The 26,769-nt window shown below is 65.4% G+C and carries 24 protein-coding genes; 8 read left to right on the forward strand and 16 right to left on the reverse strand.

The window, feature by feature from the left end; genetic code table 11:
* Positions 1–101 precede the first annotated feature (101 nt).
* The 4 genes from ACIPK7_RS13815 to ACIPK7_RS13830 all read right to left on the reverse strand — a co-directional run bounded on the left by ACIPK7_RS13815 (position 102) and on the right by ACIPK7_RS13830 (position 4,249).
* Positions 102–1,451 (reverse strand): glutamine synthetase family protein, encoded by a 1,350-nt coding sequence (locus ACIPK7_RS13815; RefSeq protein ID WP_401088310.1) that lies wholly within the window; start codon positions 1,449–1,451, stop codon positions 102–104.
* A 76-nt stretch (positions 1,452–1,527) separates the two neighbouring features.
* Positions 1,528–2,079 (reverse strand): helix-turn-helix domain-containing protein, encoded by a 552-nt coding sequence (locus ACIPK7_RS13820; RefSeq protein ID WP_192296265.1) that lies wholly within the window; start codon positions 2,077–2,079, stop codon positions 1,528–1,530.
* 13 nt (positions 2,080–2,092) lie between these two features.
* On the reverse strand, positions 2,093–3,382 hold the full coding sequence (locus tag ACIPK7_RS13825) for an NAD(P)/FAD-dependent oxidoreductase (RefSeq protein WP_401088313.1): 1,290 nt from the start codon (positions 3,380–3,382) through the stop codon (positions 2,093–2,095).
* Positions 3,383–3,490: 108 nt separating this feature from the next.
* The gene (locus ACIPK7_RS13830) at positions 3,491–4,249 is read right to left on the reverse strand and encodes a hypothetical protein (RefSeq protein ID WP_401088315.1); all 759 of its coding nucleotides are present in this window, start codon (positions 4,247–4,249) and stop codon (positions 3,491–3,493) included.
* Between the two features lie 284 nt (positions 4,250–4,533).
* Between ACIPK7_RS13830 and fnr the strand changes: the two genes are divergently transcribed.
* On the forward strand, positions 4,534–5,235 hold the full coding sequence (fnr, locus tag ACIPK7_RS13835) for a fumarate/nitrate reduction transcriptional regulator Fnr (protein WP_401088317.1): 702 nt from the start codon (positions 4,534–4,536) through the stop codon (positions 5,233–5,235).
* 36 nt (positions 5,236–5,271) lie between these two features.
* Here fnr and ACIPK7_RS13840 read toward each other — a convergent pair whose 3' ends face one another.
* Entirely contained in the window at positions 5,272–7,245 is a 1,974-nt protein-coding gene (locus tag ACIPK7_RS13840) for a PhoX family protein (protein ID WP_401088319.1), read from the reverse strand.
* A 207-nt stretch (positions 7,246–7,452) separates the two neighbouring features.
* Positions 7,453–8,160, reverse strand: coding sequence for an MOSC domain-containing protein (locus ACIPK7_RS13845; protein ID WP_401088321.1), 708 nt, complete (start codon positions 8,158–8,160; stop codon positions 7,453–7,455).
* Positions 8,161–8,260: 100 nt separating this feature from the next.
* Here ACIPK7_RS13845 and ACIPK7_RS13850 point away from each other — a divergent pair, with 100 nt between their 5' ends.
* Complete coding sequence (locus ACIPK7_RS13850; protein WP_024763624.1) at positions 8,261–9,139, forward strand: LysR family transcriptional regulator; 879 nt, start codon at positions 8,261–8,263, stop codon at positions 9,137–9,139.
* Between the two features lie 346 nt (positions 9,140–9,485).
* Here the strand turns inward: ACIPK7_RS13850 and ACIPK7_RS13855 are convergent, their stop codons facing one another.
* The 10 genes from ACIPK7_RS13855 to bioB form a co-directional block, all read right to left on the reverse strand.
* Complete coding sequence (locus tag ACIPK7_RS13855) at positions 9,486–11,264, reverse strand: acyl-CoA dehydrogenase C-terminal domain-containing protein (protein ID WP_401088323.1); 1,779 nt, start codon at positions 11,262–11,264, stop codon at positions 9,486–9,488.
* Positions 11,265–11,472: 208 nt separating this feature from the next.
* Positions 11,473–13,269, reverse strand: a complete 1,797-nt coding sequence (locus ACIPK7_RS13860) for an acyl-CoA dehydrogenase C-terminal domain-containing protein (protein ID WP_401088325.1) — start codon at positions 13,267–13,269, stop codon at positions 11,473–11,475.
* A 119-nt stretch (positions 13,270–13,388) separates the two neighbouring features.
* Positions 13,389–14,669 (reverse strand): diguanylate cyclase, encoded by a 1,281-nt coding sequence (locus tag ACIPK7_RS13865; RefSeq protein WP_401088327.1) that lies wholly within the window; start codon positions 14,667–14,669, stop codon positions 13,389–13,391.
* Positions 14,670–14,840: 171 nt separating this feature from the next.
* Positions 14,841–16,646 carry a phenylacyl-CoA dehydrogenase gene (locus tag ACIPK7_RS13870; RefSeq protein ID WP_401088329.1) on the reverse strand — a complete coding sequence of 602 codons (1,806 nt, stop codon included), beginning with the start codon at positions 16,644–16,646 and terminating at the stop codon, positions 14,841–14,843.
* Between the two features lie 307 nt (positions 16,647–16,953).
* Positions 16,954–17,184 carry a hypothetical protein gene (locus ACIPK7_RS13875; RefSeq protein ID WP_401088331.1) on the reverse strand — a complete coding sequence of 77 codons (231 nt, stop codon included), beginning with the start codon at positions 17,182–17,184 and terminating at the stop codon, positions 16,954–16,956.
* A gap of 74 nt (positions 17,185–17,258) precedes the next feature.
* The gene (bioD, locus tag ACIPK7_RS13880) at positions 17,259–17,942 is read right to left on the reverse strand and encodes a dethiobiotin synthase (RefSeq protein WP_401088333.1); all 684 of its coding nucleotides are present in this window, start codon (positions 17,940–17,942) and stop codon (positions 17,259–17,261) included.
* Positions 17,943–18,047: 105 nt separating this feature from the next.
* On the reverse strand, positions 18,048–18,845 hold the full coding sequence (gene bioC, locus ACIPK7_RS13885) for a malonyl-ACP O-methyltransferase BioC (protein WP_401088335.1): 798 nt from the start codon (positions 18,843–18,845) through the stop codon (positions 18,048–18,050).
* Positions 18,838–19,563, reverse strand: a complete 726-nt coding sequence (locus tag ACIPK7_RS13890) for an alpha/beta fold hydrolase (protein WP_192435982.1) — start codon at positions 19,561–19,563, stop codon at positions 18,838–18,840. Before ACIPK7_RS13890 ends, bioC begins: the two co-directional genes overlap by 8 nt.
* The gene (bioF, locus tag ACIPK7_RS13895; RefSeq protein WP_401088337.1) at positions 19,556–20,761 is read right to left on the reverse strand and encodes an 8-amino-7-oxononanoate synthase; all 1,206 of its coding nucleotides are present in this window, start codon (positions 20,759–20,761) and stop codon (positions 19,556–19,558) included. Before bioF ends, ACIPK7_RS13890 begins: the two co-directional genes overlap by 8 nt.
* 138 nt (positions 20,762–20,899) lie before the next feature.
* Complete coding sequence (gene bioB, locus ACIPK7_RS13900; RefSeq protein ID WP_401088339.1) at positions 20,900–21,958, reverse strand: biotin synthase BioB; 1,059 nt, start codon at positions 21,956–21,958, stop codon at positions 20,900–20,902.
* 240 nt (positions 21,959–22,198) lie between these two features.
* Between bioB and ACIPK7_RS13905 the strand changes: the two genes are divergently transcribed.
* The 6 genes from ACIPK7_RS13905 (at position 22,199) to ACIPK7_RS13930 (ending at position 26,685) form a co-directional block, all read left to right on the forward strand.
* A complete protein-coding gene (locus ACIPK7_RS13905; RefSeq protein ID WP_081519671.1) occupies positions 22,199–22,492 on the forward strand; it encodes a hypothetical protein in 294 nt (97 codons plus the stop codon).
* A 25-nt stretch (positions 22,493–22,517) separates the two neighbouring features.
* Positions 22,518–23,252 (forward strand): ComF family protein, encoded by a 735-nt coding sequence (locus tag ACIPK7_RS13910; protein ID WP_192435988.1) that lies wholly within the window; start codon positions 22,518–22,520, stop codon positions 23,250–23,252.
* Positions 23,253–23,345: 93 nt separating this feature from the next.
* Entirely contained in the window at positions 23,346–24,110 is a 765-nt protein-coding gene (locus tag ACIPK7_RS13915) for a TOBE domain-containing protein (RefSeq protein WP_192435990.1), read from the forward strand.
* Between the two features lie 107 nt (positions 24,111–24,217).
* Positions 24,218–24,589: a substrate-binding domain-containing protein gene (locus ACIPK7_RS13920; RefSeq protein WP_401088341.1), complete on the forward strand. Its 372-nt coding sequence runs from the start codon at positions 24,218–24,220 to the stop codon at positions 24,587–24,589.
* A gap of 68 nt (positions 24,590–24,657) precedes the next feature.
* Entirely contained in the window at positions 24,658–25,632 is a 975-nt protein-coding gene (locus ACIPK7_RS13925) for a serine/threonine protein kinase (RefSeq protein WP_192436000.1), read from the forward strand.
* 57 nt (positions 25,633–25,689) lie between these two features.
* On the forward strand, positions 25,690–26,685 hold the full coding sequence (locus ACIPK7_RS13930) for a lysozyme inhibitor LprI family protein (RefSeq protein WP_401088343.1): 996 nt from the start codon (positions 25,690–25,692) through the stop codon (positions 26,683–26,685).
* Positions 26,686–26,769: the final 84 nt, after the last annotated feature.

Below are 26,769 nucleotides of genomic sequence, written 5' to 3' on the forward strand. Positions count from 1 at the left end.
TCGTAGGAGCGAGCTTGCTCGCGAACCCGGCCCCGCTGCAAAGCCATTCGCGAGCAAGCTCACTCCTACAAAGTCCGAAGATCAATGCCGGCCTCGGGTTCTCAGAGGAACCAGCGGTACTCGCGCGCGCTGACTTCGTTCATGAAGTCCAGGTGGTCGTGGCGCTTGTTCTCGCAGTAGACGAAGACGAACTCGCTGCCCAGGCCTTCCTTCACCACCGGGTGGTCTTCCATTTCGGCGACGGCGCCAAGCATGTCGCGGGGGAAGTCGATGCCACTGGAGCGGTCTTCGTTGAGCGGCGGGATCGGTTCCTGGCGAGCTTCCAGGCCGTGTTCCATGCCGGTGAGGATCGCCGCCAGCACCAGGTAGGGGTTGGCGTCGGCGCCGGCCAGACGGTGCTCTATGCGCAGGTTCCTGACATCGGACTCGGGGATGCGAATGCACGCATCGCGGTCTTCGAAGCCCCAGCTGGCCTTGCTCGCGGCGTTCACGCGGGAGCCGTAGCGGCGATAGGCGTTGTGGTTGGCGGCGAAGATCGGCATGCAGTGCGGCAGCAGTTCCAGGCAGCCGGCCACGGCGTGGCGCAGGGCCTGCTGGTTGTCGCGGTCGAGCAGGTTGTTGCCGTCACGGTCGTACAGGCTGACGTGGACGTGCATGCCGCTGCCCGGCGCATGCAGGTAAGGCTTGCTCATGAAGCTGGCGCGGTAGCCGTGCTTGAGTGCCACGCCACGGGTGGCGCGGGTGAACAGCGCGGCCTGGTCGGCGGCGTGCAGGCCGTCGTCGCAGTGGGCGAAGTTGATCTCAAACTGGCCCGGGCCGATCTCGGCGGTGATGACGTTGGCGTCCACGCCCTGTTCGCGGGAAGCTTCGACGATCTCATGGAGCACATCGGAGAAGCGCGACAGGCGCTCGATGTGCATGTTCGGCTGGTCGTCCTCGTCGTCGCTCAGCGGGTCGCGCGGGTACTGCGGCAGGCCGGCATCGAGCTTCTTGTCGAACAGGTAGAACTCCAGCTCGAAGGCGACCACCGGGCGGATGCCCTTGGATTCCAGGCGCTGCATGACGCGGGCGAGCACTTCGCGCGGTTCGAACTCGATGGGCGCCGCGGTGCCGTCGGAGCTGATCAGCATCTGCCCCAGCGGCTGGTTCTCCCAGCGCACCGGCTTGAGCGAGCCGGGGATCAGGCGGCGCGGCGCATCCGGGTCGCCGTCGTTGAAGCAATAGTCGCCGATGGGGTGCAGGCCGCCCTGTACGCCCAGCAGCACGCAGTTCTGCGGCAGTTTCAGCGGGCTGCCGGCGGCGACTTTTTCCAGCATGTCCACGGGGTAGCGCTTGCCGTAGAAGTGGCCGGGAATGTCCAGGCAGATCAGGTCGACGTAGCGGATGTCCGGGTATTGCTGGCGGAAGGCGCGGACTTCGCTGAGCAGGTCGGGATGCATCGGGCGGTTCATGATGTTCTCTGGGGCCTTTGTGCGGGAGCGGCCGGATCGTTTTCCCAAGCCAACCCTCGCGGGCTGGCTTGGGAAATCAGGTGAAGATCCACAGCACCCTGGTTGGTTTGTCGGTGAGGTTGCCGTAGCGGAACTGGCTGTGCGGCGGCAGCTGGAAGCTGTCGTTGGGGTAGAGGGTGACGGTGTCGTCCTCGTACCAGATGGTCAGCTCGCCTTCGAGGACGAAGCCGCCCTGCTCCGAGCTGTCGTCCAGGTGGCCTTCGCCGCTGGTGGCGCCGGGGGCGAGGATGCTGTCGAGCAGGGAGAAGCCGCCGGACATGTTCGGCGAGGCGAGGATGTCGGTGACGCCGCCGGCGTAGTACAGGGTGCGGCGGTCGTTCGGCCGGGTCACCCAGTCGCGCTCGCGGCGGGTGTCGCCAGCGTAGAAGTAGGTGGTCGGTACGCCTAAGGCTTCGCTGATGGCGGTGAGGTCGGCGACGGTCGGTTGCGACAGGCCGCGCTCGACCTGGGAAAGGAAACCCACCGAGCGGCCGATCTGCTCGGCCAGCTCGCCCAGGGTGAGGTTCTTGTGCTTGCGCAGGTCGCGGATCAGCGTGGCAAGGTGTTCGTTGGCAACCGTCTGGGTCATGGCGAAATCCGATTCAGATGAAATCCCGCAATCGATACCAGGCCTTGCCGACGGCTTCCAGTGGCGCAGCGAAGCGCTGGCCGCCGGGGAACCCGGGATTGCGGATGCGTTGATAGAGGTCAAGCTCGTCGCTGCGCCCCTGCATGGCTTCGCTCACGGCGTGGGCGGCGGCCAGGCTCGGCAGCACGCCATGGCCGGAATAGCCCTGCAGCCAGTAGAGGTCGCCGCGCCGGCCGATGTCCGGGGTGCGCCGCATGCTGCAGTCGATGTGCCCGCCCCAGGCGAATTCCAGCTCCACGCCCTTGAGCTGCGGGAACACCCGCTCGACATAGGGGCGCGTGGCAGCGCGAATGTCCGAAGGCATGCCGCCCAGGTAGGTGCAGCCGCCGCCGAACAGCAGGCGATGATCGGGGGTCAGGCGGAAGTAGTCGAGGACGAACTGGTTGTCGGTGACGCAGCAGTTCTTCGGCAACAGCGAGCGGGCCAGTTCCTCGCCCAGCGGCGCGGTGGCGACCTGGTAGGTGCCCACCGGCAGGATGCGTTCGGAGACGTCGCGGTCCAGCCCGTCGATGTAGGCGTTGCAGGCCAGCACCAGGGAGGCGCAGCGCACGCTGCCATGCTCTGTGGTGACCTCATAGCCGCTGCCAGTCTCGCGGAAGCTCAGCGCGCGGGTCTGCTCGAAGATGCGGCCACCGGCGCGCTCGATGGCGCCCGCCAGGCCGTAGGCCAGCTTCAGCGGATTGAGGTGCGCGGAGTTCGGATCGTACAGCCCGGCCTGGTAGCGGTCGCTGGCGATCCACTGCGGCAGGTCTTCACGGGGAATGAACTGCAGGCCTTCGTAGCCCCAGCGGCGATTGGCTTCGGCCTGCCAGTCGTAGAGCGAGCCGACCCGGCGTTGCAGCACGGCGGTCCACAGGTGGCCGATACGGTAGTCGCAATCGAAGCCGTGGCGTTGCGGCAGGTCGCGCAGTTCGTGGGCGGCCCAGAGCATGCCCTGCCACAGGCGCAGCGCACCTTCATGGCCAAGGTCGTCCTCGATGGGGCCCAGGTCGCTGGACCAGCCCGGCAATGCCTGCCCGCCGTTGCGTCCGGAGGCGGCCCAGGCGATGCGGCTGGCCTCGATCATGCAGACCTGGCGGCCACCTTCAACCAGTTGCAGCGCCGTGTGCAGGCCGCTGAAACCGGCACCGATCACCAGAACTTCGCACTCCAGCGGCTCGTGAAGGGCTTCACGGTGCTGGATCAGCTCGGGGTTGGCGCCGGCGTAGTAGGTGCCGACCGGTTCGGACGAACGCAGGAACATCGCTACCTCGTGAAATTGTTCTGATTATTTTTCATGAAAAATAACAGAACAAATTTCACAAGGCTAGCCCGTCATCACTTTCACGGGGACGGGCAGCATTTTACTGGGTCAGGAAGACAGCACCGCTGCGCCATCCTGCTCTTCACGCTTCTGCCGCACGCTGACTACCACTACCAGCACCACCAGGATGCCGGCGAGGATGGCCGAGGAGCCGATGGTGCCGAAGTCCAGACCGCCCTTCTCGTGGGATTTGGTCAGCACATCGCCCAGGGTCGCGCCGAACGGACGGGTCAGCACGAAGGCCACCCAGAACAGCAGCACCGAGGACAGCTTGGTGAAGTAGTGCAGCGCCACCACCACGGCGATCAGACTGCCGATCAGCAGCGCGCCGCCGGCGAAGCCCAGGCCGGAGTCGTCGGCGAGGAAGTCGCCCAGCGCGGTACCCAGGGTGTTGGAGAAGAGGATGGCGATCCAGTAGAACATCTCGCCCTTGAAGCTGCGGATGTTATCCACCGACAGCGAAGTGCCGCTGAAGCGCCAGGCCGCGAAGATCGCCGCCAGGATGCTGATGAGGATGGCCGACCCGGTGGCGTAGCCGAGTTCCAGGGTGCGATCCATGAAATCCGACATGGTGGTGCCGGCCGTGCTGGTGGAGAGAATCACCAGCCAGTACAGCCAGGGCACGTAGCGCTTGCTGGCGAGTTGGCCGAACAGGGTGACGAGGAACAGGCTGATGAGGATCAGCGAGCTGACCGCATAGCCGACGTTGAGGGTCATCGACAGCAGGTCGCCAGCGGTTTCCCCCAGCGTAGTGGCGCAGATTTTCATCACCCAGAAGGCCAGGGTGATCTGTGGCAATTTGTTCAAGGACATGTCTCCGGAAATGAGCGGGATCGACGCTTGTCGCTCGCGTCGCTGCACCCCGGAGTTGGCGGTCTCCCCCGATAACCTCCTGGCGCATGGCAGTGGAGACTGAGGGCGGCGCGGTGAAGAAAGGGTCAAGCCGTCATGAAAAATCCATTGGCCAATTTCGCTTCTGCGCCGGCCGACGGATGACAGATCACGTTCAGTTGCTATGGTTTTACGTGGGGGCGATGCGCCCGAGGACCGCTTCACTTCGCGCGTGGCGCATGGGGATAGGGATGAATCAGATGATCAAACCGCAACCGTACTGCAAGAACTGCCGGCTGGCGCCGCCAACCCTCAGCGACGAGAAGGTCCTGGAGCTGGAGGCGATCATCAAGCCAGGCCACTTGCTGCACAAAGGGGACTTCGTATTCCGCCAGGGCGACCCGTTCCACAGCGTGTACCTGGTGCGCTCCGGTTCGATCAAGACCTTCACGACCAACGAGCAAGGGCTGGAGAAGATCACCGGCTTCTACTTCGCCACCGAGATCTTCGGCTTCTCCGGCATGGGAGAAGGCAGCTACCCGGTGTCGGCGCAGGCACTGGAAAGCACGCTGTGCAGCGAGATTCCATTCAGCCAGCTGGAGGAACTGTCGCTGCAGATTCCGGGGCTGTCGCACCAGATCATGCTGATGATGAGCCGCAAGATCCGCGAGGATCAGCAGATGAAGCTGCTGCTCTCGCGGCTGAACTCCGACTCGCGCATCGCCGCCTTCCTGCTGAACATTTCCGCGCACTTCCGCGAGCGCGGCTTCTCCGCCACGCGCTTCCGCCTGAGCATGTCGCGCAACGAAATCGGCGATTACCTGGGGCTGGCGGTGGAGACGGTGTCGCGCAGCTTCACCCGCCTGCAGAAGCACGGACTGATCCGGGTGGACGGGCGGGAGACCGAGATTCTCGACTTCACCGAGCTGTGCGCACTGGCCGGGGGTGAGGTAGAGCTTTGAGCCCCCGCTCCGGAATCCCCCGGTAGGAGCGAGCCATCAAGTACCGATCACACCGCCATCATCCTTGGTGATCACCAGCGTCGTGGACCGCGGGATGCTCTTGCCGTCGCTGGCGGGGAAGCTGAGGGTGGGGTGCTGGATGTTCACCCACAGCGTCCTGCCATCCGGCGTCTGGGTGATGCCGGTCAGCTCGCAGCCGCGCGGGCCGACCAGGAAGCGACGCACTTCGCGGCTGTGCGGGTCGGCACAGAGCAGCTGGTTGCAGCCCATGGCCTGCATCGGCGCTTCGGCGTCGTCGTAGTCGGTCTCGATCCATAGGCGGCCGGCGGTATCGAAGTACAGGCCATCCGGCGAGGAGAAGATATCGCCGTTGATGGTGCCGATCAGGTTCTCCGGCGCGCTGGCGCCCTTGTGCTCGCCGGCCAGCAGGAAGATTTCCCACTGGAAGCTGGTGGCGGTCGGATCGCCGCCGGCTTCGTTCCAGCGCAGAATCTGCCCGTGGAGGTTGTCCTTGCGCGGGTTGGCGGCGTCCACCGGCTGCTTCTTGCCACGGGCATCGTTGTTGGTGAGGCTGACGTAAACCTCGCGGGTGGTCTGCTGCACCGCGACCCACTCGGGGCGGTCCATGGGCGTGGCGCCCAGTTTGTCGGCGGCGGCGCGGGCGTTCACCAGCACCTCGGCCTGGCTGGCGAAACCGTTCTCGATGGTCAGGCCGTTCTGCCCGTGTACCAGCGGCAGCCACTGGCCGCTGCCGTCGGCCTTGAAGCGCGCGACGTAGAGGGTGCCTTCGTCCAGCAGGTCGACGTTCGCCGCGCGGTTGTTCGGCTCGTATTGGCCGGCCGGGACGAACTTGTAGATGTACTCACCTTTGGTGTCGTCGCCGTAGTAGAAGGCCATGCGGTTGTCGGCGCCCAGCGAGAGCGTCGAGCACTCGCGGCAGAAGCGGCCGACGGCGGTGCGCTTCTTCGGCGTGGAGGTCGGGTCGAACGGGTCGATCTCCACCACCCAGCCGAAGCGGTTCGGTTCGTTGACGTGGCCGCCATGAGGCTGGTCGGCCTTGGGCGTGGCGTCGAAACGCGCGTCCACTGCCTCCCAGGCGTAGTAGTTGCTGAATTGGCCGTTGGACAGGCCATAGCGCTTGTGCGAAATGCGTTTGGCGTAGTCAGCCTTGTCGCGGTTGACGAAGTACTGGTGCCAGTTCTCTTCGCAGGCCAGATAGGTGCCCCAGGGCGTGACACCCATGGAGCAGTTGTTCAGGGTGCCGAGCACCTGTTTGGCCTCGGGGTCGCTGGCGGTGCGCAGCAGGTCGTGGCCGGCCAGCGGACCAGACAGGTCCAACGGCGAGCTGCCGGTGATGCGACGGTTGTAGCGGGAGCCCTCGACGCGCTGCCACTGGCCACCAGCGTCCTTCTTCACCTCGATCACGCTCAGGCCATGGGCGGCGATTTCCTTGCGCACCTCGCCTTCCGGGCGGCCGCGCGAACCATCGGGGCGGTCCTCGAAGGTCTGGCCTTTGGGGTGCAGCGTCGGGTTGATGTACTCGTGGTTGATCACCAGCAGGCCGTGGCTGTCCGGCGCGTCGGGGAAGGGGAAGTAGTGCATGCCGTCATGGTTGTCGCCGGCCTGCAGCTCCTGGGCTTTCCAATCCTCGCTGGCGTCGCCTTTCCAGGCCGGCGAGCCGCTCACCACGGCGTCGCCCCAGGAGAAGAACGGCCGCGCGCTGTAGCCCTCGGCGACGATCACCCGGTCGAATTTCGGGTCCTGCTGCACCGGCACGCCCTTGAAGCCCAGCAGCGCGGTGGGCACCGGGGCGTCGGCGGCGAACAGCGAGCGGCCGGGGAACAGGCTGCCGCCGAGGAAGCCGACCGCGCCCAGCACCAGGCTGTTCTTCAGCAGGCGGCGGCGCGAGGTGTCGATGATCTCGCTCATCGGCAGGTTGCCGGAGGGGTTGATCGCCTGGTCGTCGAAGGCGGCCAGTCGGTCGTGGAAATCCTGGAAACGCTCGCTCATCAGATGGTTCCTTCCGCGCGGCCGTCTTTCTGACGGCTCGGGTTGTCAGTAAAAGCTATCGGCGGAAGGTTAGGAACGCGGTGTTACGTCGGCATGACAACGCCGCCGAGCCCCTGTGACAGGCTCGGCGGCGGCAATAAAAGCCGCCCCGCAGGACCAAGACGACGTCCGGGGGCGGGCGCGAGGGCATTTGCGGAATAGCGCGGCTCAGCTCTGCAGGCCGCCCTGCTCCGAACATTCAGGGCCCGCCAGGCGGGCCGTCCAGTCTTCCAGCACGCCACTGGTGAGGCGTTGCGCGGCGGTCTTGCGCCAGCGCAGGGAAAGCGCGTCACAGGCCATCATCAGGCGCAGGCCGGTACGTTCCAGCGGGTGGCCGAAATACCAGTCCAGAAGGCTCGCCACGCTGAGCTGCGGGTAGTGCCGCTGCACCAGCTCCAGCGGCGCGTCGGCGGCAACCATGCCGGAGCGGCGCACCCGGTAGAACCAGCCGCAGCGCCCCTGTTCCTGCACTTCCAGCGGCAGCCCAGGGAGATTCCAGCGCCGCGCCAGGCGATAGCTGGGCGAGCGCGGCTGGCTCACTTCGATCAGCGCCTCGCCCCAGCGGAACAGGTCGCCGATGCAGACCTCCTGCTCATTGAGGCCGAAGGTCGAGAGGTTTTCGCCGAAGGCCGGCTGTCGCCAGCGCGTCTGCGGGTGCTGCTTGCGCCAGTAGCGGTAGTGCTCGGCCGGGTAGTGGTGCAGCGCGCGGTCCAGGCCGCCGTCGCGGCGCAGCTCAGGCCTTGCGTCCCCCGGCAGCCCTTCGGTGCCGAGCCAGACTTCCTGATGCGTTTCCAGCCTGTCGATTTCGCTGAGCAAACCGCCCCAGCTCTCTTCGACTTTGCCTATGAAAACGCCCTGGATGACGATGCTTTCCACCTTTGTCTACCCATCTGAGACAGCGGACAAGCGCTAGAGTAGAGGCCTGGATAGGTGACTATCCATTTCGATTTTCCAGTTTCGTTGATAAGCAGACCTTATGGATTTCCGCCAGCTCCGCTATTTCGTCGCGCTCTACGAAGAAGGCCATGTCGGGCGCGCGGCCGAACGCCTGGCGATTTCCCAGCCGGCGCTGTCGCAGCAGATCCGCCAACTGGAGCAGAACCTCGATGTGGCGCTGTTCCAGCGCAGCGGCAAGCGCCTGCTGCCCACCGCCGCCGCACACACGCTGTACAACCATGCGGTGCCGCTGCTGGAAGGCCTGGAGCGGGCTCGCGAGGCGTTGCGCGGTTTCCGTGGACAGAGTGCGCGCAGCCTGGCCATCGGCGTGCTGCAGACGGTCAACGCGAGCCTGGTGCCGCACCTGGTGGAGCGCCTGCACGCCGCGCAACCGCACGTACAGGTGCGCATCTACGAACTCTCCGGGGTGGAGATCGAGCGGCGCCTGCTGATCGGCCAGCTGGATATCGGCATCGGCTTCCTGCCGCCGCGCCAGCCGGCGCTGCACGGGGTGGAGCTGTATCCGGACGAACTGCAACTGGTGATACCGGCGGACCATCCGCTGAAGGACTTCAAGAAGGTGTCGCTGGCCCAGGCGGCGGAACTGCCGATGCTGCTGCTCGGCGAGGAATTCCGCGCGCGGCAGATCTGGCAGGAGCAACTGGCAGCCATCGGCCGGCGGCCACGGGTGCAGGCGGAGCTGAACCATATGGGCGGCATCCTCGACAGCCTGCCGCAGAGCCGCTTCGCCACCGTGCTGCCGGGGCGCGCGCGACAGATGCACGCGCACAAGGACCTGCTATGGAAGCCATTGAGCGAACCGCGTATTCCGCTGAGCGTGGGGTTGGTCTATCGCGATGCGCAACGGCAGCAGCCGACCGTGGAGTTGTTGCGCTCGCTGCTGGATGGGGCGGTTTGATTTTCCTACAGGTGCCCCCATCGCGGAGTGGAGCAAGGCGCTCGCGAAATCGCGGGTAAGAAAAAACCCCGCTTCTTGCGAAGCGGGGTTTTGCAGACCGATATCCTGACGTCCATGCAGGCCACCATCCATGGTGGAATCCCTATATTTCCGTGTTGTCTTTGGCGCTTCCTGCGCAATGTCCTGACTGAGGAGAAGGTTACCGCTGTAAGCCGTTGCCAGAAAGACGCCGATTACCACCGCTCTTTGTAAGCTTTGGCTTACACGGATTCGAAATATCGCCCTTCGGAAAAGAAATATCGCCATGAAAAAGCCCCGCCGGAGCGGGGCTTCTTGGATCAGCCGATTAGAACTGCGCGGCGTCCAGCAGGTAAAGCGACTCGCTGCCGGCCTTCACCGAGGCGGTCAGGGAGTGGATGCGCGGCAGCAGGCGGGCGAAGTAGAAGCGCGCGGTACCCAGCTTGCTGGCGTAGAACTCGTCCTGGCCTTCCTTGCCCAGCGCAGCGCGCGCCATCAGGGCCCACATGTACGCGTAGGCGGTGTAACCGAAGGCGTGCAGGTACTCGACCGATGCGGCGCCGATTTCGTTCGGGTTGCCCTTGGCGCGGTCCAGGACCCAGGCGGTCAGCTCGTCCAGGTTCTGCACGGCAGCGTTCAGCGGGCCGGTGAACTCGGCCAGCTCAGCCGAAGCCGAGGCGGTGAAGGCGCGAATCTCGTCGGTGAACAGCTTGGCGTAGGCGCCGCCGCTGCCGACGATCTTGCGACCCATCAGGTCCAGCGCCTGGATGCCGTTGGTGCCTTCGTAGATCTGGGTGATGCGGCAATCGCGCACCAGTTGCTCCTGGCCCCACTCGCGGATGAAGCCGTGGCCGCCGAAGATCTGCTGGCCGTGGATGGTGGTTTCCAGGCCCATGTCGGTGAGGAAGGCTTTGGCCACCGGGGTCAGCAGGGCGACCAGTTCCTCGGCGCGCTTGCGGGTGGTCGGCTCTTCGCTGTACTTGGCGGTGTCCAGCTGCATGGCGACGTAGCTGGAGAAGGCGCGGCCGCCCTCGTTCAGCGCCTTCATGGTCAGCAGCATGCGACGCACGTCCGGGTGAACGATGATCGGGTCGGCGGCCTTGTCCTTGGCGACGGGGCCGGTCGGCGCGCGGCTCTGGATACGCTCGCGGGCGTACTCCACGGCGCTCTGGTAGGAACGCTCGCCGGTGGCCAGGCCCTGGATGCCAACGCCCAGACGCTCGTAGTTCATCATGGTGAACATGGCGGCCAGGCCCTTGTTCGGCGCGTCGACGATCCAGCCGGTGGCGCCGTCGAAGTTCATCACGCAGGTGGCGGAACCCTTGATGCCCATCTTGTGCTCGATGGAGCCACAGGACACGGCATTGCGCTCGGCCAGGGAGCCGTCGGCGTTGACCATCACCTTCGGCACCAGGAACAGCGAGATGCCCTTGGAGCCAGCCGGCGCGTCGGGGAGCTTGGCCAGCACCAGGTGGATGATGTTCTCGGTCAGGTCGTGCTCGCCGCCGGTGATGAAGATCTTGGTGCCGGAAATCTTGAAGCTGCCGTCAGCCTGCGGCTCGGCCTTGGTGCGGATGATGCCCAGGTCCGTGCCGGCGTGCGGCTCGGTCAGGCACATGGAACCGGCCCAGGTGCCGGCGTACATGTTCGGCAGGTACTTGGCTTTCAACTCTTCGCTGGCGTGGTTGAGCAGCGACAGGCAGGCGCCGGCGGTCAGCATCGGGTAGAGGCCGAAGGACAGATTGGCCGAGTTGACCATTTCCTCGACTTGGGCGCCGATCACCTTGGGCATGCCCATGCCGCCGAATTCCGGCGCGCCGCCCACGCCCACCCAGCCGCCTTCGGCGTAGGTGCGGTAGGCCTCGGGGAAGCCGGCTGGGGTCTTCACGCCCTCGGCGCTCCAGCTGCAGCCTTCTTCGTCGCCGCTGCGATTCAGCGGGGCGATCACGCCGCCGGTAACCTTGCCAGCCTCTTCGAGGATCGCCGCGGCGGTCTCGACGTCGACGGTCTCGGCCAGGGCGGGCAGTTCGGCCCACAGGTTGGCGACCTCGAAGACTTCATTGAGGACGAATTGCATGTCGCGCAGGGGAGCTTTGTAGTCAGCCATGATGGATCCTCGAACGAAAACGACGGCTGATCTGGCAGCCAGCGGTATCAGAATAGGAGGTACACGAAGGTACGCCGCCGGAGTTTACTCCAACAACTTTTCAGACTTTAAGCGTCATGTTGTGACCGCACAACTATATATTGGTCACAATATGTAGCGAAAAATGAGGAGGCCCGCGTGAAGCGGGCCTCCTCGTCTAGCACGGGGATTACAGCGCGAACTGCTCGGCCGACAGGCGCATCAGCACCTCGGAGCCGGCTTCCGCCGCTGCCACGTGAGCCTGCGCGCGCGGCAGCAGGCGGCTGAAGTAGAACTCGGCAGTGGCCAGCTTGGTCTGGTAGTAGGCCGCCTCGCTGGCGCCCTCCTCCAGCTTCTGCCCGGCGACGAGCGCCATGCGCAGCCAGAAGTAGCCGAGGGTGACGTAGCCGGAGAACATCAGGTAGTCGACCGAGGCCGCGCCGACTTCGTCCGGGTTCTTCATCGCGGCCATGCCGACCTTCTGGGTCAGCTCGCCCCACTGCTTGTTCAGGGTCGCCAGCTGGGCGACCTGAGCTTTCAGCTGCGGGTGCTCGGCATGCTGCTGGCAGAGCTGGTGGACGAGCTTGGTGAAGCCCATCAGCAGCTTGCCCTGGCTGCCGAGGACCTTGCGGCCCAGCAGGTCCAGCGCCTGGATGCCGTTGGTGCCCTCGTAGATCGGCGCGATGCGGCAATCGCGCACCAGCTGCTCCATGCCCCACTCGCGGATGAAGCCGTGGCCGCCGAACACCTGCATGCCAATGTTGGTGACTTCCAGGCCGGTCTCGGTCATGAACGCCTTGCAGATCGGGGTGAGGAAGGCCAGCAGGTTGGCGGCGCGCTCGCGCTCCTCAGCGTCCTGGGAGAGGTGTTCGATGTCCAGCAGTTGCGCGGTGAAGTAGGCCAGCGCGCGGTTGCCTTCGTTGAACGCCTTCATGGTCAGCAGCATGCGGCGCACGTCCGGGTGGACGATGATCGGGTCGGCGGGCTTCTCCGGCGCCTTCGGGCCGGTCAGCGAACGCATCTGCAGCCGGTCCTGGGCGTAGCGCACGGCGCCCTGGTAACTGGTCTCGCCGAGGCAGAGGCCCTGCATGCCGGTGCCCAGGCGTGCGTGGTTCATCATGGTGAACATGCAGGCCAGGCCCTTGTTCGCTTCGCCGATGAGGAAGCCGCGGGCGCCGTCGAAGTTCATCACGCAGGTGGCCGAGGCTTTGATGCCCATCTTGTGTTCGATGGAGCCGCAGGCCACGGCGTTGCGCTCACCGGCCTCGCCGTTCGCATCCAGGTTGAATTTCGGCACGATGAACAGCGAGATGCCCTTGGTGCCGGCCGGCGCATCGGGCAGCTTGGCCAGGACCAGGTGGATGATGTTCTCGCTCATGTCGTGCTCACCGGCGGAGATGAAGATCTTGGTGCCGGTGATCGCGTAGCTGCCGTCCGCGTTGGGCACGGCGCGGGTCTTGATGATGCCCAGGTCCGTGCCGCAGTGCGGCTCGGTGAGGCACATGGTGCCGGTCCATTCCGCGCTGGTCATGCGCGGCAGGTAGGTGTCCTTCTGCTCCTGCGTGCCGTGGGCGTGGATGGCGGCCATGGCGCCCTTGGTCAGACCGGGGTACATGCCCCAGGAACAGTTGGACGCGCCGATCATCTCGCTGACCAGCAGGCCGAGGGACGGCGGCAGACCCTGCCCACCGAATTCCGGGTCGCTGGAAACACCGTTCCAGCCGGCCTCGACGTATTGCGCAAAGGCTTCCTTGAAGCCCTTGGGCGTGGTCACCACGCCGTTGTCGAAGTGGCAGCCTTCCTCGTCGCCGGAGCGGTTCAGCGGGGCGATGACCTGCTCGCAGAATTTCGCGCCTTCCTCGAGGATGGCGGCGAACATGTCCGGGGTGGCGTCGGTGGCGCCGAGGGCTTCATAGCGGCCGGTGAAGTCGAAGACTTCATCGGTGAGGAAGCGCACGTCGCGCAGGGGTGCCTTGTACTCGGGCATCGCGAATCTCCGTTCGGTTCAGGGCGCCAGCGTGGCGCGGAAACCTCGAACCTAACGGCGCACGGCGATGCGGACAATCACGCTGCACGCGCTGAATGCGCAGTCATAACGCAAGCGGTTCAGGCGGTGCGTACCGCTCCGCGACGCGACTGCCCATGTACGGCCACGCGGTTGCGGCCGCCGCTCTTTGCCGAGTACAGCGCCTCGTCGGCGCCCTTGATGACCTCTTCCGGGCTGCGCCGCTCGCCGTCGCGCTCGGCGACGCCGACGCTGATGGTCACCGAGACCGTCTGCGCCTCCTTGCCGGCGCGCTTGCCGCGACCCTGGCGGTCGTCCTTGGGGCGGTTGCCACGGTCACGCAGGTGCATGGCGTAACCCTCGATGGCCTGGCGCACGCCATCGAGGTAAGGCAGGCACTGCTCCACGGTCTTGCCGGCGAAGACCACGGTGAATTCCTCGCCGCCATAGCGGTACGCCTTGCCGCCGCCACCGGTACGACGCAACTGGCTGGCGACCATGCGCAGTACCTGGTCGCCGACGTCGTGGCCGTGGCTGTCGTTGAATTTCTTGAAATGGTCCACGTCGATCATCGCCAGCACGTACTGCTGGCCCAGGCGCTGGAAGCGCTCGTTCAGCGCGCGGCGTCCGGGCAGGCCGGTGAGCTCGTCGCGGAAGGCCATCTGGTACGCCTCGTGGGCCACCGCGCCGGCCAGGGTGAGCATCACCAGGCTGGTCATCACGGTCAGCGCGTGGGGCAGGATGAACACCTTGGGCAGCATCCACAGCAGCCCGAGCAGGCCCACCAGTTGCGCGGCGTGCAGCGGACGTGGCTGACGGATGTAGGCCGCAAGCAGGGCGACGAAGGCCATGAGGAAACCAAGGTAGGACAGCTGCGCCAGGTTCATCCAGTGACCGTGCAAAGCCGGCCAGTAGGTATCGCTGAGCAGTTCCGCCAGACCCTGTGGGAAGCGCTTGGCCAGCGCGGTGGCGACGCCGACCACCGCGATCAGCGCGGCGCTGCGGGCGAGCAGGTCCTGCAGCATGTGCATGCGTTCCTGCCAGATGCCGTACAGGCCGTAGAGCAACGGCAGCAGCACGCAGCAGAGGTGGAACACCAGCGCCGCCTCCGGCATCACCACGCGATGTGCCTGGAAGTAATCGACCTGGGTATCGAGCAGGAAATACGCGATGTACACCGCTGCCAGCATGAACAGCTGGCGCTGGCGGCCATAGACCAGGCACAGGGCACCGCCAAGCAGGAGCAGCAGGGTCGGCAGTACGTTGAACAGGGAGATGAAGAAGTCAGACAGTTCGCCCAGGGAACCGGCGGCGATGCCGGCCGGAATCAGCAACAGGGGCGTGAGGAAATGGCTGATCCGATAAGGGGCCGTGGGTCGCACAAAGGGTTCCGCAGAATGGGGGCCGGGCTCGCCGCCAGTGGATCGGCAAGTGGCGTAATGATGGCATTTTCTGCGGCGTCATGTGTGGGTTCGGATACGAAAAAGCCCGCCTTGCGGCGGGCTTCTTCCTGTTCAGCAGACGGACGGCGAACCGTCCGTACGGGGTGCTGATCAGTAACCGAGGGCGAAATCTTCCTCGGCCAGGTCCATCAGGTTGTTGGCGCCGGACAGCATGGAGCCAACGTGCGCGCGGGTGCGCGGCAGGATGCGCTGGAAGTAGAAGCGCGCGGTCTTCAGCTTGGCCTGGTAGAAGGCTTCTTCGCTGGTGCCGGCAGCCAGCTTCTCGGCAGCCAGGCGAGCCATGTCGGCCCAGAAGTAGGCCAGGCAGGCGTAGCCGGAGTACATCAGGTAGTCGACCGATGCGGCGCCGACTTCCTCGCGGTCCTTCATGGCAGCCATGCCGACCTTCATGGTCAGGTCGCCCCACTCCTTGTTCAGCGCAGCCAGCGGTGCAACGAACTCTTTCACGGCTTCGTTGGCTTCGTTGGCCTGGCAGAACTTGTGCACGATCTTGGTGAAGCCCTTGAGCGCTTCGCCCTGGGTCATGAGGATCTTGCGACCCAGCAGGTCTAGCGCCTGAACGCCGGTGGTGCCTTCGTACAGCATGGAAATGCGACTGTCGCGGACGTTCTGTTCCATGCCGTGTTCGGCTATGAAGCCGTGGCCGCCATAGATCTGCACGCCGTGGTTGGCGGCTTCGAAGCCCACTTCGGTCATGAACGCCTTGGCGATCGGAGTGAGGAAGGCCAGCATCGAGTCAGCGGCTTTCTTCTCTTCTTCGTCCTGGCTGCGCTGGACGATGTCGACCTGCTTGGCAGCGAAGTACAGCATGGCGCGGTTGCCTTCGGCGAAAGCCTTGGCGGTCAGCAGCATGCGGCGTACGTCCGGGTGCACGATGATCGGGTCAGCGGCTTTTTCCGGCGCTTTCGGGCCGGTCAGCGAACGCATCTGCAGACGCTCGCGAGCGTAGGCGATGCCACCCTGGAAGCCGATCTCGGCGTGGGCCAGGCCTTGCAGCGCGGTACCCAGGCGAGCGGTGTTCATGAAGGTGAACATGCAGTTCAGGCCCTTGTTCGGCGGGCCGATCAGGAAGCCGGTGGCGGCGTCGAAGTTCATCACGCAGGTAGCGTTGCCGTGGATGCCCATCTTGTGCTCGATGGAGCCACAGGAAACGGCGTTGCGCTCGCCCACGTTGCCTTCGGCGTTGGGCAGGAACTTCGGCACGATGAACAGCGAGATGCCCTTGGTGCCCTGCGGGGCGTCGGGCAGGCGGGCGAGCACGATGTGGACGATGTTGTCGGCCATATCGTGTTCGCCAGCGGAGATGAAGATCTTGGTGCCGGTGATCTTGTAGGTGCCGTCAGCCTGCGGCTCGGCCTTGGTGCGCAGCATGCCCAGGTCGGTGCCGCAATGCGGCTCGGTCAGGCACATGGTGCCGGTCCACTCGCCGGAAACCAACTTGGTCAGGTAGGCGTGCTGCTGCTCCGGGGTGCCGTGGGCGTGCAGGGTGTTCATGGCGCCGTGGGACAGGCCCGGGTACATGCCCCAGGACCAGTTGGCCTGGCCGACCATCTCGCTGATGGCCAGACCCAGGGATTCGGGCAGACCCTGACCGCCGTGCTCGACGTCATGGGCCAGGCTCGGCCAGCCGCCTTCGACGAACTGCTGGTAGGCCTCTTTGAAGCCGGTCGGCGTCTTGACGCCTTCCGGGCTCCATTTGCAGCCTTCCAGGTCGCCAGTGCGGTTCAGCGGAGCGATTACCTGTTCGCAGAACTTCGCACCCTCTTCGAGGATGGCATTGACCATGTCCGGGGTGGCGTCTTCGGCGCCCGGCAGGTTCTGGTAGTGCGCTTCGTAGCCCAGCAGCTCGTCGCGAACGAAACGGATATCACGCAAGGGGGCCTTGTAATCAGGCATAGCGGTAAACCTCTACGAAGGGTTCTGGTTAATGGGCGACCGGTTGCTGCGGTCGCAGTGCGGGAGCATTCCCGGCCGCCCAGTCGGTGCGCGCACGCATCCGGACAGTCAAACAGGCGTTTGAAACATACGTTTACGCCATACCCTTGTCAAGCGTGCAAACCGACCGCCTGGTCACGCTTGCCGAGCTGTCCGCAAGGTGGTTTCGCAAGGACGTCCTGAGACTCATTAAAGCCCATGGCAGAGCGGCCGGCGTGTCACGAGGACAGCCGGCCGCCAGAGCATTTCGGGTAAGGGAAAAGGGCCGTCAGGCGCGGATATCGATAAGGGTGCCGAGCGTTTCGTCGGCGGCCTGGATGACCTTGGCGTTGGCCTTGACCTCGTGCTCGCCGCGGCGCAGGTCGACCAGGCGGTCGTTCAGCACTTCCCTGGGCGCGCTGCCGGCGGTGGCGATGTCGGTGCTGGCGCGATCGACGCGGCGCTGGCCGTTCTGCACGCCATAAAGGCCCGCAGAGAAAGCATTACCGGAAATTTCCATCGACACGCCTCCACAGCAAAAAGCAGCAAGTGGCCACTATTCAAGCAGACGGAGTCCGCCAGGCCAAGGCCCGGTTACAAATCCAGGATGCCCAGGTCCAGGTGCGAGGCCACTGCCGCCGCAGTCGCGTGGTGCAGGCGCGGCACGCGTCCGATGCAGGGTGCGGGCAGACGTTCGGCGAGGGTCGCGAGGTTTTCTTCCAGACGGGAGGTCTGTGGATCGACGATGTTCGCTACCCAACCGGCCAGCAGCAGGCCGTCGCGCTGGATCGCCTCGGCGCTGAGCACCGCATGGTTGATGCAGCCCAGGCGGACGCCGACGACGAGGATCACCGGCAGTTCAAGGGCGATGGCCAGGTCGGAAAGGTTCTCCTCCCCAGCCAGCGGCACGCGCCAGCCGCCGGCGCCTTCCACCAGGGTGAAATCGGCGCCCAGCTCCAGGATCGACCGCACCGGGCCTTTCAGCGCTTCCACCGTCAGCTTCACACCCTGTTCGCGGGCGGCCAGATGCGGGGCAATCGCCGGCTCGAATGCGAAGGGGTTCACCTGTTCATAGGCCAGCGGCACGCTGCACTCGCCCAGCAGCGCTAGCGCGTCCGAATTGCGCAGCCCCTCGGGGCTGCGCTCGCAGCCGGAGGCTACCGGCTTGGCAGCCGCCGTGGACAACCCAGCCAGCCGCGCCGCATGCAGCAGGCCGGAGGCGATGGTGGTCTTGCCGATTTCGGTGTCGGTGCCGGTGACAAAGTAGGCGTGGGACATGGTTTTCCTCTGGTGCTCTTCGTAGGAGCGAGCTTGCTCGCGAATTCGCCCAGCTCCGGTGCTGCCGGTGAGCCCCGTTCGCGAGCAAGCTCGCTCCTACAAGGGTCAGTGCTTGCGCAGGACGGCGTAGACCACCCGGTAGGTCGCCGGCAGGCCCTCGGGCTGGCGGAAGCGCTCGTATGCGGCGATCAGCGCACGCACCCGCTCGCGCCCGGTGAGCCCATCGGGCCGGCCGGGGTTGAGGTTGTGCGCGCCGAGCGCCTTGAGTTCGTGGGTCAGGCTGCGCAGGTCGGGAAAGTGCAGGACACGGTCCTCGGTGCGCAGCTCCAGCACTTGCAGGCCGCTGCCCGCGCAGTGCTGCTGGTACTGCTCGAATGGACGGAAGCGGTTCACGTGGACGAAGCCATCCACCGCCTCCCAGCTCTGTCGCAGCTCGCCCAACGTGCCGATGCACAGGCTGCTGAACGCTACGACGCCACCAGGACGCAGCACGCGGCGCGCCTCGTCCAGAACCGCCGGCAAGTCCCCGCACCACTGGATCGCCAGGCTGGAGAACAGCAGGTCGGTGGCGCCATCGCGCAACGGCAGCCGCTCAGCATCGCCGCCGATGAAGTGCTGCGCACCGCCCTGCTCGCGGGCGTGGCGCAGCATGCCCTCGGCGATGTCGACGGACAGCCCCTGGGCCTGTGGATAACGCGCTGCCAGGGCGCGGGTGAAATAGCCGGTGCCACTGCCCAGGTCGATCCAGCGCTGCGGCGGGGCCTGCACCGGGAGCAACTCCAGCAGGCGGCCGCCAACGGCACGCTGCAGTTCGGCCACCGCGTCGTAAGTCGACGCGGCGCGGGAGAAGGAGGCGGCTACCTGGCGTTTGTCGGGCAGCGCGCTGGTACTGCAATCAGGCATCGTCACCCTCGTGGATGAACTTCAGGATGGCGCTCGCCACTTCGTCCGGCTGTTCCAGCGGCAGGCCGTGGCTGGCACTGGGCAACAGGCTGACTTCGACGTCCGGCAGCCATTCCAGCAGCGCGTCGGCGGCGCTGGCCGGGACCAGCGCATCGTTGGCGGCGAACAGGTGCAACTGCGGGCCGGGATAGCGACTGAGGGCGGCGCGAGTATCCAGCTGCCCCAGCAGTTGCAATCCGGCGGTCAGGCCTTCGACATTCAATTGCGGCAGCGCCACCTGCAGCTGGCGGGCGAGGGTGCGCGGGTCGCGGGCGCCCTGGCTGACCAGCATCGTGAAGCGCTTGCGCACCAGGTGCGGCTCCAGCAGGAAGGCCTCGAAGAAATCCTCGAAGACTTCATTGGCCATAGCATCCGGCCAGTCCTCGCGACGGCGGAAGCAGAGGTTGCTGGCGATGGTCACCAGCCCCCGGCAGGACTCGCCACGGCGCGCCGCCAGCTCGGCGCCGAGCATGCCGCCCAGCGACCAGCCGGCAATCCAGGCGTCATGGGCGACGTTGTCGTCCAGCTCGTCGAGCCAGACATTCGGGTCGGCGTCCGCCGGCAACGGCTCGATCTGTACATTCAAATGCGGTGCCTGCTCCAGCAACGCGTCGCGCAGCGGTTCCAGTGGCGCACTCCCCAGGCCCCAGCCCGGCAGCAGGATCAATTGGTCACGCATCATCGCCCTCCTCGGCATCGATCTCTGCCAGAAGGCTAGACGACACGCGCTGCCAGCTTTCGGCGAGCGCCAGCAGCAGGCGGTCGACCTGTGCTTCGGTGTGCGAGGCAGACAGGGTCACGCGCAGGCGCGCGGTGCCGGCCGGCACGGTGGGCGGGCGGATAGCGCCGACGAGGATGCCGCGCTGGCGCAGCTCCGCCGACAGCGCCATGGCCTGGGCGCTACCGCCGATGAGGATCGGCTGGATTGGCGTCGGGCTGTCCATCAGGCTCAGTCCGATGGCCCGCGCGCCTGCGCGGAAGCGCGCGATCAGCGCATTCAGGTGATCGCGGCGCCAGCTCTCGGCGCGCAGTAGCTCCAGGCTTTTCAGCGTGGCGCAGGCCACGGCGGGCGGTTGGCTGGTGGTGTAGATGTAGGGACGAGCGAACTGGATCAGTGTCTCGATCAGCTCTTCGCTGCCGGCGACGAAGGCGCCAGCGGTGCCGAAAGCCTTGCCGAGGGTGCCGACCAGAACGGGCACGTCATCCATTCCCAGGCCGAAGTGTTCGACGATGCCGCCGCCGGTGGCGCCCAGCGGGCCGAAGCCGTGAGCGTCGTCGACCATCACCCAGGCATTCTGTTGCCGCGCCGTCGCGCAAAGGCTGGGCAGGTCGGCCAGGTCGCCGTCCATGCTGAACACGCCATCGGTGACGACCAGCGTGTTGCCTTCGGCCTTATCAAGGCGGGAGGCGAGGCTGGCGGCGTCGTTGTGCAGGTAGCGCGAGAAGCGCGCACCGGAAAGCAGGCCGGCATCCAGCAGCGAGGCGTGGTTGAGGCGGTCCTCCAGCACGCTCTCGCCTTTGCCGACGAGGGCGGTGACGGTGCCGAGGTTGGCCATGTAGCCGGTGGAGAACAGCAGCGCACGCGGGCGGCCAGTGAACTCGGCGAGCGCCAGCTCCAGCTCGTGGTGCGGGCCGCAGTGGCCGTTGACCAGGTGTGAGGCACCGCCACCGACGCCCCAGCGCTCGGCGCCGGCACGCATGGCGGCAATCACCTCGGGATGATTGGCCAGGCCCAGGTAATCATTGGAACAGAAGGCCAGCATCGGCTGGCCGTCGATGGCCACTTCCGGTCCCTGCGGCGATTCCAGCAGCGGACGGCGGCGGTAGAGGTCCTCCGCCTGGCGCTGGGCCAGGCGGGCGGCGAGATCGAAAGGCATACGCAACCCCGTGTCGGCGGTGGTCCTGCGAGGCGAGGACCTGTAGGAGCGAGCTTGCTCGCGAACAGTCTTCCCGAACACTTCGGTGCCGGGCCGTTCGCGAGCAAACTCGCTCGTACATGAAGAAAAGCGGCTCTATCAGGCCGAAGCCGCGTTATAGAACAGCTGGGAGTCGCGTTGTTCCACCAGCGCCTGCTCGATGGCGGCCTGGTGCACCTCGTCGGCGTGCTCCTCGCGCTCCTCGGGCTTGATGCCCAGACGCGCGAACAGCTGCATGTCCTTTTCGGCCTGCGGGTTGGTGGTGGTCAGCAGCTTCTCGCCGTAGAAGATCGAGTTGGCGCCAGCCATAAAGGCCAGGGCCTGCATCTGCTCGTTCATCTGCTCGCGGCCAGCGGACAGGCGCACGTGGGATTTCGGCATCATGATGCGGGCGACCGCCAAGGTGCGGATGAAGTCGAACGGGTCGACGTCCTTCTCCTCGGCCAGCGGAGTGCCCTTGACCTTCACCAGCATGTTGATCGGTACCGATTCCGGGTGCTCGGGCAGGTTGGCCAACTGGATCAGCAGGCCAGCGCGGTCGTCCACCGACTCACCCATGCCGAGGATGCCGCCGGAACAGATCTTCATCCCCGCCTCGCGCACGTACGCCAGAGTCTGCAGGCGCTCGCTATAGGTGCGGGTGGTGATGATGTTGCCGTAGAACTCCGGCGAGGTATCGAGGTTGTGGTTGTAGTAGTCCAGGCCCGCCTCAGCCAGGGACTGAGTCTGCTCCTGGGTCAGCTTGCCCAGGGTCATGCAGGTTTCCAGGCCGAGCTTCTTCACGCCCTTCACCATTTCCAGCACGTAGGGCATGTCCTTCGCCGACGGATGCTTCCAGGCGGCGCCCATGCAGAAGCGCGTGGAGCCGATGGCCTTGGCTTCGGCAGCGGCCTGCAGCACCTTCTGCACTTCCATCAGCTTTTCCTTGTCCAGGCCGGTGTTGTAGTGGCCGGACTGCGGGCAATATTTGCAGTCTTCCGGGCAGGCGCCGGTCTTGATCGACAGGAGGGTGGAAACCTGCACGCGGTTCGGGTCGAAATGCGCGCGGTGCATTGTCTGCGCCTGGAACAGCAGGTCGTTGAAGGGCTGTTCGAACAGGGCGCGGACTTCGGAAAGGGTCCAGTCGTGGCGGGTTACTTGGGCTGCGGTGGCACTCATCGGCAAAGTCCTTCGACGCTTGGGGCGCCTCTTGTCTAGGGTGCCCCGGCGGCGCGCCACCGGGGAAATCAGGCTCAAGGCATCATATGTGGAGCTGTGACGCTGTCAACCACTCTCGCAACACAGGTCAACAAGTGATCAATTATTGATCTACTCAATCCGTATTCCTACGGTTGCCGCTGAACCCAAGTCGGTAATCGTCGCTCCAAGCAATCAGAACATTCAGGAGTCATACCCCAGATGGGAACAGAAGGATTCTTCGACGGCCTTGGCCAGATGGTCGGCAAGGCGATCCGCTTCATCGTCGATCTGCTGTCGGGCGTGCTCGGCGGCCTGTGGCGCGCCATGGACGATTTTTTCCATGGCCTGGCGCGGGCTGTGGGAATCGACGTCTCGATCTTCAGCTTCGTCCTGCTCTTCATCGGCCTGCTGCTGCTCTACAGTGGCATCCGCGCCTTCTTGCGGCGCTCGATCTTCGGCGGGCTGATCTGGACGGTGCTGGGCCTGGTGGTACTGAGCTGGCTGATCCATTGAGCAGCGCCGCCCAGGGAGGGGCGGAATGCGGTTGCTTCAATGGCGCCCCATCTGGTGGCGCCCTCGCGTGCAATGCCTGCTGTGTGGCGCAACGGCGGAACAGTCCGCCCTGCCGCTCTGCACCGGCTGCGATGATGACCTGCCCTGGCTAGCCGGGCGTTGCACGGTGTGCGCCCTCCCCCTGCCCGCCTCCGGGCTGATCTGCGAACAGGTCTGCAGTGGGTGCCTACGCCGCCCGCCGGCCTTCCACCGCGTCGAAACGCCCCTGCGCTACGGCTTCCCTGTCGATGAGCTGGTCACCCGCTTCAAGCACCAGGCCAATGCGCCGCTCGGGCGTCTGCTCGGGCAGTTGCTCGAACGCCACCTGCTGCACGCGTACGAGGAAGGATTGCCACGCCCGGACCGGCTGGTCCCTGTGCCGCTGTCGCGCCGGCGCGAGCGGCAACGGGGCTTCAACCAGTCGCAATTGCTGGCGGAGTGGTTGGCTACGCCGCTACGGCTGCCTGTGGATAACCGCATTATCCTTCGCACGCAGGACACCCCGGCCCAGCAAGGCCTGGACGCTGCCACCCGCAAACGCAACCTGCGCGGCGCCTTCGCCCTGGACGATGGCGCGGTGGTCGAAGGCCAGCACCTGGCGCTGGTGGACGACGTGCTGACCACCGGAGCCACCGCCGAGCGCATCGCCCGCTTGCTGCGGCGCGCGGGAGCGCGGCGGGTCGATGTCTATTGCCTGGCGCGCACGCCGACTCCGCAATAGAAGACCGGTGGGCCACATTCCCGACATCTGCCCCTTGCGTTTTGCACGCCAGCAACGGAGCCTCGCGGCATACCAATAAGTACCCGCGAAACCATGACCACCCTCAGCCTGTTGACCCAACACGTTACCCGCCGTCCGCAGCGCATTGCCCTGCTGGCGCAGATCGCCCAGCTCGGCTCGATCACCCACGCCGCCAAGGCCGCCGGGATGAGCTACAAGAGCGCCTGGGACGCCATCGACGAACTGAACAACCTCTCCGACCGGCCGCTGGTGGAACGCAGCGTCGGTGGCAAGGGCGGTGGCGGCGCACGCCTGACCGCCGAGGGCGATCGCCTGCTGGCGCTGTACCAGCGCCTGGAAGCGTTGCGCGAACACATAGTCGAGCACGTCGAGCACCAGGCCGACCTGGAGCTGATCGGGCGCCTGATGATGCGCACCAGCGCACGCAACCAGTTGCACGGGCGCGTCTGCGCGGTGGAACCGTCCGGCCTCAACGATCTGGTGAGCATCGAGCTGCCCGGTGGATCGCGCATCCAGGCGCGAGTCACCCGCGAGAGCACTGAGAAGCTCGAACTGGCCGACGGCTTGCCAGTGGTGGCGCTGATGAAGGCCGGCTGGCTCTACGTCGACCTGCCGCACATTCCCTGCCCGGAAGGGCTGAACGCACTGGAAGGCCACGTCGATGACATCCGCGAAGCCGAAGACGGCCCCAGCGAGGTGCGCATCCAGTTGCCCAGCGGCCAGATGCTCTGCGCGCTGACCGACCCGGAGCGCATCGCAATCCTCGGCCTGCAAGCGGGGTCGGCGGTGCGCGCGCAGTTCTCCCCGGCGCAGGTAATCCTCGGCACGCCGCTGTAGTCCCGTTTCCCTGCTTCATATCAAGCCCCGCGGCGCTGCGCCGCGCTCCAATAGCTGACAGCGTTCCGCCCAGGCCGGACGGAACCATGGCTAATCGGAGCCTCACCATGCGCCGCCCACTGCTGCTTTTAACCTTGCTGCTCCTGCCTCTTGCCAGCCACGCCGGCCCCGACGTACTGCGGGTCGGCGCCAGCGAGGAGCTGATGCCGATCCTCGAACCCATGGTGGACCAGTACCAGATCGAGACCCGCAACAAGGTCCTGCTGATCGGTGGCGAGGAAAGCGAACTTGCGGAGCAGATCCGCGAGGGCACGCCCTACGATCTGCTGCTTACCCCTCTGCAACGCGCCGACACCCAGGCCCAGCCGGTCAAATGCAAAGTGCGCACGATGCAGAAACTGACCCTGGTGAAGGGCGAGCGCCGGGCGCTGGCCACGGACTTCATCGAGTACCTGAGGAAACACTGCGCCGACCGCTGAGGCAACTGCCCACCCAAACGAAGCGGACTGGGTAAACTAGGCAGCTTTACCATTGCCGGAACGTCGCCATGTCCCATCCCTTTTCCGCCCTCACCCCCGACCTGGTGCTGGATGCGGTGGAAAGCATCGGTTTTCTCAGCGACGCCCGCGTACTCGCGCTCAACAGCTACGAGAACCGCGTCTACCAGGTGGGCATCGAGGGCAGCGAGCCGTTGATTGCCAAGTTCTACCGCCCCGGCCGCTGGACTACCGAGGCAATCCTTGAGGAGCACACCTTCTCCGCTGAACTGGCCGAATGCGAAGTCCCGGTGGTGGCGCCGCTGGTGCACGAGGGCAAGACCCTCTTCGAGCACGCCGGTTTTCGCTTCACCCTGTTCCCCCGCCGCGGCGGCCGTGCGCCGGAGCCGGGTAACCTCGACCAGCTGTATCGCCTCGGCCAGTTGCTCGGACGCCTGCACGCCGTGGGCGCCAACCGCCCGTTCGAACACCGCGAGGCGCTGACGCCGCAGAATTTCGGACACGACTCGCTCGCCACCCTGCTGCAAGGCAACTTCATCCCGAAAAGTCTGCTGCCGGCTTACGAATCCGTGGCCCGCGACCTGCTGAAGAAGGTCGACGACCTGTATGCTCGCGTGAAGTACAACCCCATCCGCATGCACGGCGATTGCCACCCCGGCAACCTCCTGTGTCGCGACGAGACCTTCCACGTCGTCGACCTGGACGACTGCCGCATGGGCCCGGCCGTGCAAGACCTGTGGATGATGCTCGCCGGCGAGCGCCACGAGCGCCTCGGGCAGCTTTCCGAGCTGATCGATGGCTACCAGGAGTTCCACGACTTCGATTCGCGCGAACTGCCGCTGATCGAAGGCCTGCGCTCCCTGCGCCTGATGCACTACAGCGCCTGGCTGGCGCGCCGCTGGGACGATCCGGCGTTCCCCCCGAGCTTTCCCTGGTTCGGCACCGAGCGTTACTGGGGCGAACAGGTGCTGGTGCTGCGCGAGCAACTGGCGGCGCTGGATGAGGAGCCGTTGCGGCTGTTCTGATTTCTCCGTGCCGACGCAGGAGTGCTCGGCACTGCTTCTCTTCAAGGAAGACACGCCATGAAACTGCTGCGCTTGCCCTTTATCGCCTGCCTGTCGTTCACTCTGTCTTCGGCGCTGGCCGCCAGTTTTGACTGCCAGAAAGCCAACACGCCGATGGAACAAACCATCTGTGCAAGCGATGACCTCTCCGCGCTCGATGAGCAATTGGGTCTGACTTACCGCGCTCATTTGGGCAGCCCCGAGCTGGACCCGGCACAACTGAAGAAAGCCCAGCGCAGTTGGCTGCGAAACACCCGACAACGCTGTGAAACCGACGACGCCATTTCCAACTGCCTGAGCGACGCTTACCGCGAGCGTATTGAGGAATTGGGCCCCGGGACTGGCGGCGACGCCCAAGGCCACGATTGGAAGAAGGCGCTAAGGATCAGTAACGCCGCACCGGGCTATGACTTCCTGCTCGACATGCAACCTTGCACCGCGCAGACCTGCGAGGGGCCAGCCTACCTCGGCATCCAGCGGACCGGCAGCCACGAGGTCGCACAAGCCATCTACCTGCCCAATGTTTTCCTGACGCGGCAGGAGAACGGCGAACCACTGGTGAACTCGGCGAGGCTTTACGATTACCAGGGCGTGATCAATGCAGGCGATTTCAACTTCGATGGCCAGCCGGACTTTGCAGTGCAGAACGGCAACCGCGGTTCCTATGGCGGGCCGAGCTATGACGTATTTCTCTTCGATGCGAGACGACAGCGCTTCATCTACAGCCCGGAGTTGAGTGGGCTGACACTGGAGAACCTGGGCTTCTTCGAAGTCGATAGCGTGCGCAAGAGGCTGACGACCTTTGCCAAGAGCGGCTGCTGCTACCACGAGAAGAGCGAGTACGTGGTAGAGGCCAATCAGCCAGTCGAGGTGAAACGTGAAATAGAGGATGCTGCTGGTGGCAGTGGCGATCCCGAGATGGTTCTGCTGAGCACCGAGGAGCTGGTCAATGGCGTATGGAAAACCACCTCATCGCGTCAAGTGCCCTTCAAGGAAATGTACGGCGACCAGTAGTGCACCGTAACGCCATCGTTACGCACAATCGCCGGCGCAGTCGCGACATCCACCGCAGCGGCACAGACAAGCCCCGTTACGCGC

The sequence above is a fragment of the Pseudomonas sp. NPDC086581 genome (genome assembly GCF_044746165.1).
Lineage (GTDB): Bacteria > Pseudomonadota > Gammaproteobacteria > Pseudomonadales > Pseudomonadaceae > Pseudomonas.

Excerpts from the sequence above, each read along its gene's own strand:
- ACIPK7_RS13815 (WP_401088310.1), bottom strand. The coding sequence starts at position 1,451 with ATGAACCGCCCGATGCATCCCGACCTGCTCAGCGAAGTCCGCGCCTTC.
- ACIPK7_RS13820 (WP_192296265.1), bottom strand. The coding sequence starts at position 2,079 with ATGACCCAGACGGTTGCCAACGAACACCTTGCCACGCTGATCCGCGAC.
- ACIPK7_RS13825 (WP_401088313.1), bottom strand. The coding sequence starts at position 3,382 with ATGTTCCTGCGTTCGTCCGAACCGGTCGGCACCTACTACGCCGGCGCC.
- fnr (WP_401088317.1), top strand. The coding sequence starts at position 4,534 with ATGATCAAACCGCAACCGTACTGCAAGAACTGCCGGCTGGCGCCGCCA.
- ACIPK7_RS13840 (WP_401088319.1), bottom strand. The coding sequence starts at position 7,245 with ATGAGCGAGCGTTTCCAGGATTTCCACGACCGACTGGCCGCCTTCGAC.
- ACIPK7_RS13850 (WP_024763624.1), top strand. The coding sequence starts at position 8,261 with ATGGATTTCCGCCAGCTCCGCTATTTCGTCGCGCTCTACGAAGAAGGC.
- ACIPK7_RS13855 (WP_401088323.1), bottom strand. The coding sequence starts at position 11,264 with ATGGCTGACTACAAAGCTCCCCTGCGCGACATGCAATTCGTCCTCAAT.
- ACIPK7_RS13860 (WP_401088325.1), bottom strand. The coding sequence starts at position 13,269 with ATGCCCGAGTACAAGGCACCCCTGCGCGACGTGCGCTTCCTCACCGAT.
- ACIPK7_RS13870 (WP_401088329.1), bottom strand. The coding sequence starts at position 16,646 with ATGCCTGATTACAAGGCCCCCTTGCGTGATATCCGTTTCGTTCGCGAC.
- ACIPK7_RS13875 (WP_401088331.1), bottom strand. The coding sequence starts at position 17,184 with ATGGAAATTTCCGGTAATGCTTTCTCTGCGGGCCTTTATGGCGTGCAG.
- bioD (WP_401088333.1), bottom strand. The coding sequence starts at position 17,942 with ATGTCCCACGCCTACTTTGTCACCGGCACCGACACCGAAATCGGCAAG.
- bioC (WP_401088335.1), bottom strand. The coding sequence starts at position 18,845 with ATGCCTGATTGCAGTACCAGCGCGCTGCCCGACAAACGCCAGGTAGCC.
- ACIPK7_RS13890 (WP_192435982.1), bottom strand. The coding sequence starts at position 19,563 with ATGCGTGACCAATTGATCCTGCTGCCGGGCTGGGGCCTGGGGAGTGCG.
- bioF (WP_401088337.1), bottom strand. The coding sequence starts at position 20,761 with ATGCCTTTCGATCTCGCCGCCCGCCTGGCCCAGCGCCAGGCGGAGGAC.
- bioB (WP_401088339.1), bottom strand. The coding sequence starts at position 21,958 with ATGAGTGCCACCGCAGCCCAAGTAACCCGCCACGACTGGACCCTTTCC.
- ACIPK7_RS13905 (WP_081519671.1), top strand. The coding sequence starts at position 22,199 with ATGGGAACAGAAGGATTCTTCGACGGCCTTGGCCAGATGGTCGGCAAG.
- ACIPK7_RS13910 (WP_192435988.1), top strand. The coding sequence starts at position 22,518 with ATGCGGTTGCTTCAATGGCGCCCCATCTGGTGGCGCCCTCGCGTGCAA.
- ACIPK7_RS13915 (WP_192435990.1), top strand. The coding sequence starts at position 23,346 with ATGACCACCCTCAGCCTGTTGACCCAACACGTTACCCGCCGTCCGCAG.
- ACIPK7_RS13920 (WP_401088341.1), top strand. The coding sequence starts at position 24,218 with ATGCGCCGCCCACTGCTGCTTTTAACCTTGCTGCTCCTGCCTCTTGCC.
- ACIPK7_RS13925 (WP_192436000.1), top strand. The coding sequence starts at position 24,658 with ATGTCCCATCCCTTTTCCGCCCTCACCCCCGACCTGGTGCTGGATGCG.
- ACIPK7_RS13930 (WP_401088343.1), top strand. The coding sequence starts at position 25,690 with ATGAAACTGCTGCGCTTGCCCTTTATCGCCTGCCTGTCGTTCACTCTG.